At 41.2% G+C, this 16,086-nt stretch carries 14 protein-coding genes; 12 read left to right on the plus strand and 2 right to left on the minus strand.

Annotated features, from left to right (window positions below):
• The first annotated feature begins 56 nt into the window (after positions 1-56).
• The 12 genes from icd (at position 57) to dnaI (ending at position 14,400) form a co-directional block, all read left to right on the plus strand.
• Positions 57-1,325: an NADP-dependent isocitrate dehydrogenase gene (gene icd, locus AZE41_RS07720; protein WP_067207657.1), complete on the plus strand. Its 1,269-nt coding sequence runs from the start codon at positions 57-59 to the stop codon at positions 1,323-1,325.
• A gap of 114 nt (positions 1,326-1,439) precedes the next feature.
• The gene (mdh, locus tag AZE41_RS07725; RefSeq protein ID WP_067207658.1) at positions 1,440-2,378 is read left to right on the plus strand and encodes a malate dehydrogenase; all 939 of its coding nucleotides are present in this window, start codon (positions 1,440-1,442) and stop codon (positions 2,376-2,378) included.
• Positions 2,379-2,470: 92 nt separating this feature from the next.
• Positions 2,471-2,947, plus strand: coding sequence for a MaoC/PaaZ C-terminal domain-containing protein (locus tag AZE41_RS07730; protein WP_067207661.1), 477 nt, complete (start codon positions 2,471-2,473; stop codon positions 2,945-2,947).
• A 17-nt stretch (positions 2,948-2,964) separates the two neighbouring features.
• Complete coding sequence (locus AZE41_RS07735) at positions 2,965-3,675, plus strand: response regulator transcription factor (protein ID WP_082786522.1); 711 nt, start codon at positions 2,965-2,967, stop codon at positions 3,673-3,675.
• Positions 3,675-5,090, plus strand: coding sequence for a two-component system histidine kinase PnpS (pnpS, locus tag AZE41_RS07740; RefSeq protein ID WP_067207664.1), 1,416 nt, complete (start codon positions 3,675-3,677; stop codon positions 5,088-5,090). Before AZE41_RS07735 ends, pnpS begins: the two co-directional genes overlap by 1 nt.
• A gap of 837 nt (positions 5,091-5,927) precedes the next feature.
• The gene (gene polA, locus AZE41_RS07745; protein ID WP_067207666.1) at positions 5,928-8,552 is read left to right on the plus strand and encodes a DNA polymerase I; all 2,625 of its coding nucleotides are present in this window, start codon (positions 5,928-5,930) and stop codon (positions 8,550-8,552) included.
• Between the two features lie 9 nt (positions 8,553-8,561).
• Positions 8,562-9,434, plus strand: coding sequence for a bifunctional DNA-formamidopyrimidine glycosylase/DNA-(apurinic or apyrimidinic site) lyase (mutM, locus tag AZE41_RS07750; protein WP_067207669.1), 873 nt, complete (start codon positions 8,562-8,564; stop codon positions 9,432-9,434).
• A gap of 22 nt (positions 9,435-9,456) precedes the next feature.
• Positions 9,457-10,053, plus strand: a complete 597-nt coding sequence (coaE, locus tag AZE41_RS07755) for a dephospho-CoA kinase (protein ID WP_067207671.1) — start codon at positions 9,457-9,459, stop codon at positions 10,051-10,053.
• A gap of 123 nt (positions 10,054-10,176) precedes the next feature.
• Positions 10,177-11,199 carry a glyceraldehyde-3-phosphate dehydrogenase gene (locus tag AZE41_RS07760; RefSeq protein ID WP_067207674.1) on the plus strand — a complete coding sequence of 341 codons (1,023 nt, stop codon included), beginning with the start codon at positions 10,177-10,179 and terminating at the stop codon, positions 11,197-11,199.
• 382 nt (positions 11,200-11,581) lie between these two features.
• On the plus strand, positions 11,582-12,043 hold the full coding sequence (gene nrdR / locus AZE41_RS07765) for a transcriptional regulator NrdR (RefSeq protein ID WP_067207676.1): 462 nt from the start codon (positions 11,582-11,584) through the stop codon (positions 12,041-12,043).
• Between the two features lie 31 nt (positions 12,044-12,074).
• Complete coding sequence (locus AZE41_RS07770; RefSeq protein WP_067207678.1) at positions 12,075-13,454, plus strand: replication initiation and membrane attachment family protein; 1,380 nt, start codon at positions 12,075-12,077, stop codon at positions 13,452-13,454.
• Between the two features lies 1 nt (position 13,455).
• The gene (gene dnaI, locus AZE41_RS07775; RefSeq protein ID WP_067207680.1) at positions 13,456-14,400 is read left to right on the plus strand and encodes a primosomal protein DnaI; all 945 of its coding nucleotides are present in this window, start codon (positions 13,456-13,458) and stop codon (positions 14,398-14,400) included.
• 59 nt (positions 14,401-14,459) lie between these two features.
• Here the strand turns inward: dnaI and AZE41_RS07780 are convergent, their stop codons facing one another.
• Positions 14,460-14,648 (minus strand): hypothetical protein, encoded by a 189-nt coding sequence (locus AZE41_RS07780; RefSeq protein WP_067207690.1) that lies wholly within the window; start codon positions 14,646-14,648, stop codon positions 14,460-14,462.
• A 396-nt stretch (positions 14,649-15,044) separates the two neighbouring features.
• Positions 15,045-16,007: a polysaccharide deacetylase family protein gene (locus AZE41_RS07785; protein WP_067207693.1), complete on the minus strand. Its 963-nt coding sequence runs from the start codon at positions 16,005-16,007 to the stop codon at positions 15,045-15,047.
• Positions 16,008-16,086: the final 79 nt, after the last annotated feature.

Below are 16,086 nucleotides of genomic sequence, written 5' to 3' on the forward strand. Positions count from 1 at the left end.
GGGGCAGCATAGATATATGCCGGCCCTCTGATTTTGAATTTGGGAGGAAATTATTCATGACTAACGGTGGAAAAATTACAGTAACTAATGGTGTTTTAAACGTTCCTGATCACGCAACAATTCCTTTTATTATCGGTGACGGTACTGGTCCGGATATTTGGCATTCGGCATCACGCGTACTTGAAGCAGCTGTTGATAAAGCTTACGACGGCAAGAAAAAGCTTGTGTGGAAAGAAGTTCTTGCAGGGGAAAAAGCATTCAACGAAACTGGCGAATGGCTTCCACAAGCAACACTAGACACAATCGATGAGTATTTGATCGCTATTAAAGGACCACTTACTACGCCAATTGGTGGCGGTTTCCGTTCATTGAACGTTGCGCTTCGCCAAGAATTGGATCTTTACACTTGCCTACGTCCAGTACGTTACTTTGAAGGTGTTCCTTCACCAGTTAAACGTCCTGAAGATTGCGATATGGTTATTTTCCGCGAAAATACGGAAGATATCTATGCAGGTATTGAATACAAAGAAGGTACACCTGAAGCGAAAAAAGTAATCGAATTCCTACAAAACGAAATGGGTGTTAAAAATATCCGCTTCCCAGAAACTTCTGGAATCGGTATCAAACCTATTTCTGAAGAAGGTACAAAACGTCTTGTACGTGCTGCTCTTGCTTATATCATTAAAGAAGGCCGCAAGTCACTGACGCTTGTCCATAAAGGAAATATCATGAAGTTTACAGAAGGCGCATTCAAAAACTGGGGCTATGAAGTTGCTGAACAAGAATTCGGCGATAAAGTCTTCACATGGAACCAGTATGATCAAATCAAAGATGCTGATGGAACTGATGCTGCAAACAAAGCACAAGCTGAAGCTGAAGCAGCAGGCAAAATCATCGTTAAAGATGCAATTGCTGATATCTTCTTGCAACAAATCTTGACACGTCCAAAAGAGTTCGATGTTGTTGCAACAATGAACTTGAACGGCGACTATATTTCTGATGCACTTGCTGCACAAGTTGGTGGAATTGGTATTGCTCCTGGAGCAAATATCAACTACATTACTGGGCATGCAATCTTTGAAGCAACTCATGGTACTGCACCGAAATATGCAGGACTTGACAAAGTTAACCCTTCTTCACTCCTTCTTTCAGGCGTCTTGATGCTTGAGCACCTTGGATGGAACGAAGCGGCAGCTATGATCACTGCTTCAATCGAAAAAACAATTGTTTCTAAAGTTGTAACATACGACTTTGCTCGTCTTATGGACGGTGCAACTGAAGTGAAAGCATCTGAATTCGCAAATGAATTGATCAAAAACCTTTAATTATTACTACTTTAGCGGTGGAGAAGACTTCGGTTTTCTTCACCGCTGAAGGTTTATAGTAGATTAAATGAGGGCTCAACCCCTCATACATATGAATAAAAGGAGAGACAACTCATGACAATGCAACGTAAAAAAGTCTCAGTTATCGGTTCTGGTTTCACGGGTGCGACTACAGCATTTCTTTTAGCTCAAAAAGAGCTTTGTGATGTAGTGATCGTTGATATTCCACAAATGGAAAATCCGACAAAAGGGAAAGCTCTTGATATGATGGAAGCTGGACCTATTCAAGGTTTTGACGCGAGTATTATTGGAACTTCAGATTACGCGGATACAAAAGACTCTGATATCGTCATTATCACAGCTGGTATTGCACGCAAACCAGGTATGAGCCGTGATGACCTTGTTCAGACGAACCAAAAAGTCATGAAAATCGTAACAGGTGAAATCGTAAAACATTCTCCGAATACAACCATCATTGTATTGACAAACCCTGTCGATGCTATGACGTACACAGTATACAAAGAATCAGGATTGCCGAAAGAACGCGTAATCGGACAATCTGGTGTACTTGACACTGCACGTTTCCGTACGTTTGTAGCGCAAGAATTGAACTTGTCTGTTAAAGACGTCACTGGTTTCGTTCTTGGCGGTCATGGCGATGATATGGTTCCACTTGTACGCTACTCATATGCGGGTGGTATTCCACTTGAAACGTTGATCTCTCCTGAGCGTCTTGAAGAAATCGTAGATCGCACACGCAAAGGTGGAGCAGAAATCGTAAACCTTCTTGGTAATGGTTCTGCTTACTATGCACCAGCAGCATCACTTGTTGAAATGGCTGAAGCGATTCTAAAAGATCAGAAACGTGTACTTCCTTCGATAGCATATCTTGAGGGTGAGTACGGCCTTGACGGTATTTACATTGGTGTTCCAACTGTGCTTGGCGCAGGCGGTATCGAAAAAATCATCGAACTTGAATTGACTGAAGACGAAATGGCGGCATTGGCTAATTCTGCTGAATCAGTTAAAGCTGTTATGAAAGTTCTTGTCTAATATCTTTAATAAAAATCGAGTAGCATATGCTACTCGATTTTTATTCTGATTATTGATAAACTTGTATTATCACACTAAAAGGGGGAAATAAGTTGATACTAGGGAAGAAAAGACGTCTAGGTAGAAAGATAGAGGAAATCACTGTTGGAGAAAAGTTGAAATTGACAGAGAAAATTGAAGATAAAGATCTCCTACTCTATCTTGGTCTAACAAATGATAGTAACCCGCTCTATATACAGCATGATTACGCTTCACAGACGGCTTATGGATTGCCTATCGTACCAACTATTATGCTGACAGGGATTGTGACATCCGCCGTTTCAAAGTATTTACCTGGACCTGGTTCACATATCGTGAAACAGCAATTGTCATTCCCAAAAGCTGTGTATCACTATACAACTATCAATTTTTTGCTCGAAGTAATTCATGTTGATAAAGAAAAAAACTCAATAGACATTTCAATAGAAGCGTGTGACGAAAAGGAAGATATCGTTATTTCTGGAATAGTGACAGTCACTCCGCCAAAAGTGGAAGAGCGTCTTACATCACAAGCAATGGATAACTTTTGACGGGGGATTGATGCAAGTTGAGTTCAAGTATAAAGAAAATATTGATTGTCGATGACGAACAGCCGATTCGAACACTATTAGAATACAACTTAAAGCAGGCGCAATACGAAACAATCACCGCTGCTGACGGAGAAGAAGCTGTATTGAAAACAGAAATGGAAAAACCTGATTTAATTTTACTTGACTTAATGCTTCCGAAAATGGATGGGATTGATGTCTGCAAAACGTTAAGACAGCGGGGACTCGATATTCCGATTATCATGCTGACGGCAAAAGGGGACGAGCTCGACAAGGTGCTAGGTCTTGAAATTGGCGCGGATGATTATATGACGAAACCGTTTAGTCCTAGAGAGGTTGTTGCACGCGTTAAGGCTGTATTGAGACGTAGTGGGGAATGGACAGGCCGTGTCGAAGAAACAGGGATTTTGACCACTGGATCTTTAACTGTGCACGCTGAACAATATGAAGCTTATCTTGACAAAGTAGAACTTGAGTTCACACCAAAGGAATTTGAACTTCTTGTTTATTTCATGCAGAACAAGAATCGTGTTCTATCACGGGACCAACTTTTAAGTGCAGTCTGGAATTATGACTTTGCTGGCGATACACGCATCGTCGATGTTCACGTCAGTCATCTACGGGAGAAAATTGAAGAAAACACGAAGAAACCTGTTTTCATCAAGACGGTAAGGGGAATTGGCTATAAATTTGAGGAGCCGAAAATTTGATGAAAGATTTATATTCCCGATTAACTATTGCGTGTGCAATTCTTCTTTCGGTTCTTTTAACTGGCCTCGGTATTGTCCTGGGTCAGTTTTTCCCTTTATTCGCGCGTGATATCACACTTGATCTGCAACGACAATACTGGGTCTATTTAATCGTCACGCTGATAATTGCATTTATTCTCTCTCTCTTTATAGCGATGCGGATGATGATGCAATACGCTCGTCCGGTCGATGAAGTGACAAAAGTGGCCGTTCAAATTGCACAGGGCGATTACCATGCAAGGACTAAAACGGATGAACCAGAATATGATAATGAACTTGCGATTTCTATTAACAAAATAGCGAGTAATCTGCAAGAAATGTCGACACTTCGAATGATGGAAAAAGAACGCTTGAAAACACTTATAGAAAGTATGGGAAGCGGTCTTCTGATGTTTGGTCGTGAAGGATCAGTCAATCTTGTAAATGGGGTATTCGAAAAGACATTTGGATTTTCAAAAGAGGAGCCAATAGGTAAAACGTTCAAAACAATCGGTTTGCCTATTGAAATTGAAGATTTGATTGAAGATGTTTTTATGACAGAACAAGTACGTGAAAAACAGGTTAGGATTGATTCTGGAGGTTTTTATTCCTACATGGGCGTTTATGGTGCGCCTGTTATCGGCCATCATGGGAATTGGCTCGGAATTGTTGTTGTCATGCATGATATTACAAAGCTTGTCCGGCTAGAAGAAGTAAGAAAAGATTTCGTTGCAAATGTATCCCACGAACTTCGTACTCCTATTACTTCAATTAAAGGGTTCACTGAAACATTATTAGATGGTGCGATGAATGAACCTGTCATAATGAAAGAATTTCTTGAAATCATTCAGAAAGAAAGTAACCGCCTACATCTATTAATTGATGACTTGCTCGAATTATCAGCAATGGAAAGAGAAAACTTTTCACTTCAGTTTGGACATGTTGAGCTGTTAGAACTGATGAATGATGCATTGAAAATCGTTTCCGGTAGTTTGGAGCGTAAGAAGATGGCTATCAACTTGGATATTGCAGATGAAATTGCTATCGAAGGCGATGCAAGTCGATTAATTCAAGTAATGGTGAATCTCTTATCAAATGCGATTAACTATTCAAAAGAACAGACAAAAATCACTGTTTCAGTAAAAAAAATAGCGCAAAATGTAATTATTGAAGTACAAGATGAAGGAATCGGTATCGAACAAGTTGAACTGGCACGGCTGTTTGAACGCTTCTACCGTGTTGACCGTGCAAGGAGCCGTGACTCGGGTGGCACAGGGTTAGGACTAGCCATTGTCAAACATCTCGTGGAAGCCCATAGTGGTACAGTCGAAGTGGAGAGCACAATCGGTGTTGGTACATTGATTCGTATCTGTCTACCTTTACGACAAGGTAATTAAGCAATCCCACGTCTGTTGATTAACCAAAGTAACCAGGATCACACACTGGGCGCTACGTGTATAATTGCTTTTGGTTTGCTTGGATTGAATGATTTCTATACTTTTACCGAGATATCTGGATGTGTAGGGATGCGAATTTGTCGCATTCCTACACATTTTTTCGGTAATCGTATGGTGGTCCTTCATCCGCCCTGCTCCAAATGGATAAGTCCACGAAGTGCTCAAGCTTATTGGGACGAAAGAATAGAGGGGCATCTACCTGGATAAAAGCCGCCAAAGATGCAATTTTGGCGGCTGATGCTTACTCTATGGTTTTGCCTTTCTTTATTAAAAGAAGTGTCACTTTCTAGTAGACATCACATAATTAGATGCATAAACTTTACTAAAAGTAAGCAAGGAACACATCGTACAATGTGCAAGGGTGCCCGAAATTGCATCTTCGGGCACTACAATCTCTATAGAAAGTCATCTATTCATTTCTTTCAAACTTAACCGCATTTTTCACTTGAACATTGTAGGTACGCGACAGGCAACTATTCTCAACAGGATTACCGAAAAAGTGTGGCTAGAAGTGACGGAGTCACTTCTTCCACACATATCTCTCGTTAAATGTGTCGTGATTAGTTCGCCGAAAACGAACCGGAAATGATCCAGTGAAAATGGGTTTTCCCAAGCCCTACTCATCCGTATTTTATACGAATAAATGGTTAATCAACAGACGTGTTCATAAGTAAAGAATTACAGAAGCACACTAAACAACGCGTCATTTTCAATTCTATCCGCCCCCGTGGTAAGATGAATGAAGATGACGTTTTTTTGAATGGGAGTGGAATGTACATGACGACAAAGAAAATTGTGTTACTTGACGGAAACAGTCTTGCGTACCGGGCATTTTTTGCATTACCTTTATTAACAAATGATAACGGTATCCATACCAATGCGGTATATGGCTTCACGATGATGCTACAAAACATCCTTGAGGATGAAAAACCGACGCATATTCTCGTGGCATGGGATGCTGGCAAAACAACATTCAGGCATAAAACATACGGAGAATATAAAGGTGGGCGTCAGAAAACGCCACCTGAATTATCCGAGCAATTCCCTTATCTGCGAAAGTTGCTTGAAGCATACAATATCCCCCAGTACGAACTGGATCAGTATGAAGCGGATGATATCATCGGCACGCTTAGCAAAGCGGGAGATGCGGACGGTTCCGAAATCGTCGTCATTTCAGGGGATAAGGATTTAACGCAACTTGCCAGTAGCCATACAACGGTGTTCATCACTCGAAAAGGGATGACGGATATTGAGAAATACACGCCTGAACACGTCATGGAGAAATACGGCATTGAGCCCCATCAAATCATTGATATGAAAGGACTAATGGGCGATGCATCCGATAATATTCCCGGCGTTCCTGGAGTCGGGGAGAAAACTGCGCTCAAATTGTTAATCGAATACGGTTCGATTGAAAATGTTTATAAATCACTTGCTAAAATTACTGCTAAAAAGCTGAATCAGAACCTAACGGAAAATGAAGCGCAAGCGTTTATGAGCAAAGATCTTGCGACAATTGAAGTGAATGCACCGATCACGCTTAACATTAATGATTTAGCGTATGACGGCCCCGATATGGATCAAGTGACGACTATTTACCGGGAGTTGAAATTCAAAACGCTCCTCGAAAAAATTACTCCTCAAGCAGCTGAAGAACCAAAAGAAGCAATTGAAGTCACGATTGTTGCCGAACTCTTGGACAAGGATTTATCAGATGAGATGGCGATTCATGTTGAAATGATGGATGAAAACTATTTGACTGCAGAGATTTTAGGCATTAGTTTAGCGGATGAAAAAAACATTCTATTTATACCGCTTGAAGTTGCAAAAAAATCGACACCATTCAAAAACTGGTTGCAAAATACGGACAAGCTGAAATACTCGTCTGATTCAAAAGCAGCTAGTGCATCACTAGCGCGTCAAGGTCTAGATGCAGAAGGCTTCCAGTTTGACCTATTGCTGGCGACCTACATCGTCAACCCATCGACGACCTATACCGATGTAGCTTCCATTACAGGAGAGTTTGGTTACACAGAAGTCGAGCAGGATGAAGTGATTTATGGAAAAGGTGCTAAGAAAGCGATACCGACCGAAGAAATAATTGCAGACCACGCCGGTCGAAAAGCGCTGGCGATTTGGAAATTGCACGCAGAGATTGAAGAGAAATTACAAGATAATGATCAATATGATTTATACCATGTACTTGAGTTACCGCTTGCGGCGATTCTTGCGAAAATGGAAACGACTGGTGTTAAGACGGACCGAGAGACGCTTCTGACAATCGGAACTGAACTGTCTGCTAAACTGGCCACACTTGAGACAACTATTTATGAAATTGCAGGAGAAAAATTCAACATTAATTCACCTAAACAGCTTGGCGTCATCCTTTTTGAGAAAATCGGACTTACTCCGATTAAAAAGACGAAAACTGGTTATTCAACTGCGGCGGATGTGCTTGAGAAGCTTGAAAGCGAACATGAAATTATCAGCCATATATTGAACTATCGCCAACTCGGTAAATTGAATTCGACATATATCGAAGGACTATTGAAAGAAATTCACGAGGATGGCAAGATTCATACCCGTTTCCAGCAAGCACTCACGACAACAGGTCGACTTAGTTCCATCAATCCCAATTTACAGAACATTCCTGTCCGGCTTGAAGAGGGAAGGAAAATTCGTGCAGCGTTCGTTCCATCTGAACCGGGCTGGTATCTATTTGCCGCGGATTATTCACAAATCGAACTGCGGGTACTCGCACATATGTCGCAAGATGAAAAACTGATTGAGGCTTTCCGTGCAGGTGCAGATATTCACACGAAGACAGCAATGGATGTTTTCGGTGTTGATGAAGATTCAGTGACGTCAGACATGCGACGAGCAGCAAAAGCAGTCAACTTTGGAATTGTCTACGGTATAAGTGATTACGGACTTTCGCAAAACTTGGATATTACGCGCAAAGACGCAGCACAATTCATCGATACTTATCTCAGCAGTTTCCCGGGAGTCAAACAGTATATGAGCGACATTGTTGCAGAGGCGAAAAGGAAAGGCTATGTGACGACGCTTATGAACCGGAGACGCTATTTACCAGAAATCACAAGTTCGAATTTCAACTTAAGAAGTTTTGCGGAACGGACTGCTATGAATACACCGATTCAAGGAAGTGCAGCCGATATTATTAAAAAAGCAATGATTGAAATGGCTAACAGGCTTGAAGTTGAAGGCATGCAGACACGTATGCTCCTGCAAGTACATGATGAATTGATCTTTGAAGCACCACAAGAAGAAATTGAGAAACTAAAAGAAATCGTACCTGAAGTGATGGAATCTGCTCTAGCGCTTGACGTGCCATTGAAAGTAGATTGGGCATTCGGATTATCTTGGTATGAGACGAAGTGAGGGGATAAAGTGCCTGAATTACCGGAAGTAGAAGGGGTTGTCCGTGCACTCGCACCAATTGCGATTGGAAGGACAATCCAGAACGTAACCGTTTCAGATACGGTTATCAAATCAAAACAACTAGGTAAAGAAGCTGTGATAAAAGGAATTACAACCGAAGATTTTATAGTAGATATGGCTGGTATGACGATTGGAAATGTCACACGGCGCAGTAAATACATTTACTTTCATTTAATGAAAGATGGTAACACCTGTCTTCTTGTCAGTCATCTTGGTATGACAGGGGCTTGGTTCACCGTTGACAGCGTTGATGACATTACGGAAATGAAGTTCCGTAACCATGTTCATGTTGTTTTTACGCTGGAAGGCGGGGGACTACTGGTGTATTCGGATATTCGTCGTTTTGGAGAACTACGGCTTCTTGGCTGTGAAGCAGATCATCCGCCACTATTGAAAATGGCTCCTGAACCGTTCGCTACTGGAGCGCGCAAGCATTTCCTTGAGTTTGCAGCTATGCCGAAATATGCCCGAAAACCAATCAAAGAAGTCATTATGGACGGGCATGTACTATCTGGATGTGGGAATATTTATGCGACGGAAGCAATCTATAAGATGAAGATTCATCCCGAAAGGACTACGGAGCGGATTAGTCTAAAAAGAAAAAATGAATTATTTGATGTGATTGTGGCTATTTTACAGGAAAGTATTGATGCGGGAGGCAGCTCCATTTCTGATTACCGGAATATTAATGGGGAAGCGGGCACAATGCAGGATCGTCTTAAAATGTATGGCAGGAAATTTTGCCCTGCTTGCGGCTCTGCCACGGAGAGTATGAAAATCGCAGGTAGGACATCCGTTTATTGTCCGACATGCCAGAAATGATTGTTGAAGGGCTGTGTGAGCTATGATTATCGGTTTAACGGGCAGTATTGCAAGTGGGAAAAGCACCGTATCCAAGATGTTGAAGAAAAAGGGCTTTCCAATTGTAGATGCGGATGAAATTGCACGTCTTGTTGTCGAACCCGGGAGTCCAGTTTTACAAGAGATCAGTCGCGTATTTGGTCAGGGGATTTTACGTTCGGACGGATCGCTTAATCGTGAAAAGCTAGGACAGCAAATATTCGGTAATGTAGAAGAGCGCCAAAAGTTGAATGGTATCATCCATCCTGCAATACGACAAGAGATGTTAAGGCAAAAAGAGCAATTGATTTCAACGGGATCGAATACAGTTATCATGGACATCCCTTTGTTGTTTGAAAGCAAGTTGCAATCGTTCGTGGATAAAATTATTGTCGTGTCTGTCACAGCAGAAATACAAAAGGAACGTCTCATTGCGAGGAATGTGTTATCGGAAGAAGAAGCGGATGCACGAATCCGTTCCCAACTATCAATCGAAGAGAAGGAACTGAGTGCAGACGCGGTTTTATTCAATAACGGTCCAGTGGAAGAGACAGAAAGCCAGTTGACTGAGGTACTTTCTAAATGGAATGCAGAGCCTTGAAGTGATTCTGAAAAATGAAACATTTCAATTGTCCATAGTAAATCTTGGTTTTAGCATAATATGTGTTATACTAATGACGAGTATTAGATAAAAAGTATAACATACATACAGGAGGATCTTTATATGACTACTTCTATTGCGATAAACGGGTTTGGACGAATTGGACGAATGGTATTCCGTCAAATGATTACAGAAGAAGATGTAACAATCGTTGCGATTAACGCAATGTATTCATCAGAAACACTCGCTCATCTTATAAAGTACGATACGAATCACGGTACATTTGATGGCGAAGTCATTGCAGAAGAAAATGCGATTGTCGTCAATGGGAAACGAGTGCAAATCGTCTCTGACCGTGACCCGCTTAACCTTCCTTGGAAAAAGCTTGGTGTCGATATTGTCATTGAAGCGACTGGTAAGTTCAATTCGCGTGACAAAGCGGCACTTCATCTTGAAGCGGGGGCAAAAAAAGTCATTATATCGGCACCTGGTAAAAATGAAGATATCACAATTGTTTTAGGCGTAAACGATGATAAATTAGATATCGAAAAGCATGACATCATTTCGAATGCAAGTTGTACAACAAACTGTCTTGCTCCTGTAGCTAAGGTATTAAATGATGCATTTGGGATTGACAACGGTTTAATGACAACGGTTCATGCGTATACAAATGACCAAAAGAACTTGGATAATCCTCATAAGGACCTTCGACGTGCACGTGCATGCGGACAATCTATCATTCCAACATCTACTGGGGCTGCGAAAGCGTTGGCACTTGTGCTTCCAGAATTGGAAGGGAAGATTCACGGAATGTCACTTCGTATACCTACGCCGAATGTTTCACTTGTCGACCTAGTTGTAGATTTGAAGCAAGACGTGACAGTAGAGATGGTAAACAATGCATTTAAGCAGGCTTCTGAAGGAGCGATGGCAGGTATTCTCCGTTTCTCAACAGAGCCGCTTGTATCTATTGATTACAATACAACAACTGACTCAGCAATCATTGACGGTCTTTCAACAATTGTTATGGCAGATCGCAAAGTGAAAGTACTTGCCTGGTACGATAATGAGTGGGGTTATTCTGCACGCGTCGTCGATTTGACAAAGAAAGTTGCAGTAGCTTTGAAAACAAAAGAACTTGCTTAATTGTGAATAGAGAGCGTCCCTAAAGTCAGTGAACGATGACTTTAGGGACGTTTTTTCTTGGAAGACAAGTATATGTTTTCGACGTGGAACGGTGCCCAGGCTCCAGGCGCCAACCCTTGGGTCATAAGTTGTTTGGGAAGGGATTGAACTACATCTCTCCTGTGTGGGGGTTGAAGTACGCCTCCTCGTACTTGTAAGCAGTCATAGCGACAGGACGTCGCGAACTTCAACTGCCTTCTTTTATCACTTACGCCTGTCGGGGTGGATGGCGTCTTGCGCTTTTCTCATTGTACAATGCTTCTTTCCACTCTATTTCGATTTTTTTTTGTCGTTTTCTGTTATAATTAAGTTATTATCTAAGAAAAAGCGGAGGATACACATTATGAAATGTCCAGCTTGCCAGTTCAATGGCACCCGGGTAGTTGATTCTAGACCGGCCGAGGAGAATAGATCCATCCGGCGTCGCAGAGAATGCGAACAATGCGCATTCCGTTTTACGACATTTGAAAAAGTTGAGGAAATGCCTTTGATTGTCGTGAAGAAAGACGATTCGCGTGAAGAATTTAGTGGAGAAAAAGTGCTCAGAGGTCTTATTCGAGCATGTGAAAAACGCGCTGTTTCCCTTGAGGACCTAAAAAAGATCGTTTATTCTATTGAAAAAGAATTGAGAAGCGCAGGTGTCGTGGAGATTAATTCTGATGATGTTGGGGAAATGGTTATGGAACAGCTATCGGAAGTTGATGAAGTCGCTTATGTCAGATTTGCTTCAGTCTATCGCCAATATAAAGACATCACAGTTTTCATAAAAGAATTGCAAGACCTACAAAAACGAACGAAAAAGTAACGTATCCCATTCAGATAGGAAGTAGAGTTTGATGGCACCCCTTTATAAAGAACTACAGCCAGTTGACGCATACAAAATACGGTTATCGCAGCCCTTTTCAGATTATGATCGTCAACTCCTCACTTTATTTTACCAACCGCTGATTGGCCCAGGTGCGATGAGTTTGTTTATGACATTATGGGCGGACGCAGAGCGTGAAGATGACCGTGAATACAACCATTACCACCTTATGAACATTTTGACGATGCCACTGGGACCTGTCTTCGAAGCCCGTATATCTCTTGAAGCAATCGGCTTATTACGAACATACAAGAAAAAAGATGGAGATGCGAGATTATTTGTTTACGATCTACTTCCTCCACTTGATGCCAAAGCTTTTTTCCTAGATCCACTGTTGTCGACATTCTTATTTAGTAAAATCGGAGAACAGGCATACCGAAATCTACGTAGCCGTTTTGCGCTAGACAGTGTAAATGAAGTTGGATTTGAAGATGTTTCTCGTACATTTTTAGATGTGTATACGCCTGTTCAGCAGGGCTATAGTATGGATATGGGCGAGGGCCAGCAGTTTATCGGACGGAATGAGCCGGAAGGTGTTCCGTTTTTGCATTCAGACTTTGATTTCAATCTGCTAAGTTCGGGTTTATCTGAACAAATGGTTCCCAAAGCTTCATTATCTTCTGTTTCTAAGGAATTAATTGCGAAAATCGCATTCCTTTATTCGCTCACGCCGCTAGATATGCAAAAAGTCATCATGATGGCTCTCGATGAAGATCTCAAGTTGCCGGAAGACAGATTGCGAAAGTCAGCAGCGGAGTTTTATAAAATGAATGTTTCAAAAGAGGCGCCAGTCTTGCATAAAGTGTATGCGAAAGAATTGCCTAAGCCTGAAACAGGACTATTAACGCGAGATGAAGAATTGGTGCATTACCTTGAAAATACGGCGCCACTTGAAATGTTGCGTGAGATTAACGGGAAAGAGCCGCTTTCTGTAGACGTGAAGCTTGCAGAAAAGTTGGTCAATACACATGGATTGTCCGTCGGTGTCGTCAATGTTCTGCTGCAATACGTTCATTTGCGCAATGACGGGAAAATAACGAATAGTTATGTTGAGCGGATTGCTTCCCATTGGATGAACAAAAAGGTTGATACAGTGAAAACTGCACTTGAAATGTCGAGGAATGAGCATGACCAGTATGTTAAATGGAAAAATGAAGGTCAGAGCACAGGATCGAAATCGGCGCCTAGACGAAAATCCGCGCGTGAAGAGAAAGTGCCGGAGTGGTTTTATAAAAAAGAAGAAAAGAAAACAAAATCAGATAAACCTGTTAAGTCTTCTTCAGAGATTGATGAAGAACGCCGTAAATTACTTGAGGAATTAGGCGTAACGGGGGACGGGACGGTGAAGTGAAATGGAACATATTGGCGATACGTTGAAACGGGTCGTGAAATCACCGGCATTTGCCGCAAGATATGATGAATTGCGCAGAGAAGTGATGGAAAGTCCAGGGGTACAACAATTTTTGACGGATCATTCCACTGAAGTTGATGGTGAAGTTGTCGAGCGGAGTCTTGGCAAACTATACGAATACGCCACCGCTTCCCATAGTTGTGGAAAATGTCCCGACCTCGCAGGATGTGTGAATATCATGAACGGCTTCGAACCGAAATTGGTATTATCCCGTGGGCTTATAGATGTGGAATATACAAAGTGTCCCAACAGATTAGTTGATGATGATCAACGTAATATTAAGAAGATGATAGACAGTATGTATATGCCCAAAGATGTCATGGAAGCGAAATTGCAAAGCATTGATATGTTTTTTGATGATAGTAGGGTGCCGGCGGTACGAGCTGCAAAAGATTTCTTGAACGCTTTCGATGAAACCGGAAAACTTCCAGAGCGAGGTATGTACATTTATGGCCCGTTTGGAATCGGTAAATCATTCGTGCTTGGAGCATTGGCGAACGAATTAGCCAATCGTCGGATACGTACAGTTGCTGTATATGTCCCGGAATTCCTAAGGGAAATGAAACAATCTATTCAAGATCAGACCTTAAATGAGAAAATTGATTTTGTGAAAAACGCACAAGTACTTATGCTTGATGATATTGGTGCAGAAACAATGTCTGCTTGGACGCGTGATGAAGTGCTCGGCACTATTTTACAATACAGGATGGCAGAAAAATTGCCGACTTTTTTCACATCTAACCTTAGTTACGCTGAACTTGAAGATCATTTGACATACACACAGCGTGGTGAAAAAGAAGCTGTAAAAGCGGCAAGAATCATGGAGAGGGTGCAAATGATTAGCATTCCAATACGACTCGATGGTGAAAATAGACGCGATAAATAAAAGGGAAACCTAAAAATGACAGAAGCATTGAGCTTCTGTCATTTTTAATAGTTTATTTATTATCTTTTTTCAAAACGGTTTGTGCGTTGTTCTCTTTGCTTTTGATTCTCATTTTCTTGAGTATTCAACTTATCGATATCGAATGTAGAGCCGAATTCTTCACGCATATCATTTGGTTTTTGGTTTTTGTTACGGTCTTGATTTTGTTTTTGGTCACGGTTTGGATTTCTGTCTTTGTTATTTGGCAAGATTAATCACCTCCATAAACGTATCATGTGTTTAATGCAGCTTTTCATTCCATGGTAATTAATTCTACCTATATATGTTGACATAAAGAATGCTCTCAACAACGCTCGGCACATAGAATCATTAGTTCGACATATATAGCAAGTGCGATTTCTGATTTTTAACTTCATATTTTGACAAGCCTTCGCGTTTCGTAATTGATAACAATAATGCTACAAACTCCCTATTCACTCCTGTACAGAATTTGATATTTTGTTCTTTCCGGCTCAAATTCATCGGAAAAGTGGCCTGAATGATTATAAATTTACCATATCAATATCGGGCGGGTGAATGTCCTCGTTATTCACTTTATCTCCCTTATACCTCACTATTAAATACCGTTGCTACTAGGGCTGGTTTTAGTCGTCAATCCGCTTTTCGCTCATTAAATCACTTACGGTACCTAGTCGAAGCCCTTTCCCTTTAATTTCAATTATCATAGTTTCCAGCCCTTCAAAAACGGCTTTTGTGGGGTGCATTAGAACCATCGCACCGCTACTTACCCCAGAGACAACACGCACAACCATTTCGGAGGTTGCTGGCTTTCTCCAGTCAACTGTATCGACCGTCCATAGAATGGTTTTCATGCCAAGCTCATTGGCGACCAAAATGGTTTCCTGATTAAAGCTTCCACTTGGCGGTGCAAACCATATCGGTTTTATACCAAGAGTTTCCTCAATTACATCATTTGTTTTTTTCAATTCATTCACTGTTTCATTTCGAGAACGCTGTTTAAGGTCGGGGTGACTATAAGCATGGTTGCCGATTTCGTGACCTTCAAGGTTAATCATTGTAGCCAGATCGGGATTATTTTTAACCCAACTACCATCAAAAAAGAATGTTGCCTTTACCTGGTTGTCTGATAATGTTTTCAGGATACCCGGAATGTACTCATTGCCCCAAGCGACATTTATGAGTAGGGCTACCATTGGTTTTTCAGGATTCCCACGATAAATCGGTGAGGGTTCTAAATCGCTCAAATGGATTTCCGGAGAAGTTTCCTTGAAAATGATTTTATTTGTATCAATATCTGTGCTGGGTTTCATGTTCTTATAGCTGGCTTCAATATCTACTTCTAAGCCATTATATCCGGGTATTGCTTTCCAGACTCTGTCGATTTTAGCGTTAATAGGTTCAATTTTATGTTGGTCATTATAAGCTGAAATCATTTTAATAAGTTCATCATTATCAGCCTCTGAGAAAGTAGTGATGGAGCTTTCGGCGTCAGGCTTTGAAGAAATAGCTGTAAATGTCTTAATGAGAATGCTCGGCACTGAGACTAGCACAATAAAAATCATAATCATGTAAATGATCTTTTTCATTCTTTTTCCTCATATGCAATACATTTAACTAATTGAAGATGTTCAGGCCAATCTACGGCAGCTTTATCACTTTGTTCCA

It is taken from the genome of Sporosarcina psychrophila (assembly GCF_001590685.1).
Taxonomy (GTDB): domain Bacteria; phylum Bacillota; class Bacilli; order Bacillales_A; family Planococcaceae; genus Sporosarcina; species Sporosarcina psychrophila.

Excerpts from the sequence above, each read along its gene's own strand:
- icd (WP_067207657.1), top strand. The coding sequence starts at position 57 with ATGACTAACGGTGGAAAAATTACAGTAACTAATGGTGTTTTAAACGTT.
- mdh (WP_067207658.1), top strand. The coding sequence starts at position 1,440 with ATGACAATGCAACGTAAAAAAGTCTCAGTTATCGGTTCTGGTTTCACG.
- pnpS (WP_067207664.1), top strand. The coding sequence starts at position 3,675 with ATGAAAGATTTATATTCCCGATTAACTATTGCGTGTGCAATTCTTCTT.
- polA (WP_067207666.1), top strand. The coding sequence starts at position 5,928 with ATGACGACAAAGAAAATTGTGTTACTTGACGGAAACAGTCTTGCGTAC.
- coaE (WP_067207671.1), top strand. The coding sequence starts at position 9,457 with ATGATTATCGGTTTAACGGGCAGTATTGCAAGTGGGAAAAGCACCGTA.
- AZE41_RS07760 (WP_067207674.1), top strand. The coding sequence starts at position 10,177 with ATGACTACTTCTATTGCGATAAACGGGTTTGGACGAATTGGACGAATG.
- nrdR (WP_067207676.1), top strand. The coding sequence starts at position 11,582 with ATGAAATGTCCAGCTTGCCAGTTCAATGGCACCCGGGTAGTTGATTCT.
- AZE41_RS07770 (WP_067207678.1), top strand. The coding sequence starts at position 12,075 with ATGGCACCCCTTTATAAAGAACTACAGCCAGTTGACGCATACAAAATA.
- dnaI (WP_067207680.1), top strand. The coding sequence starts at position 13,456 with ATGGAACATATTGGCGATACGTTGAAACGGGTCGTGAAATCACCGGCA.
- AZE41_RS07785 (WP_067207693.1), bottom strand. The coding sequence starts at position 16,007 with ATGAAAAAGATCATTTACATGATTATGATTTTTATTGTGCTAGTCTCA.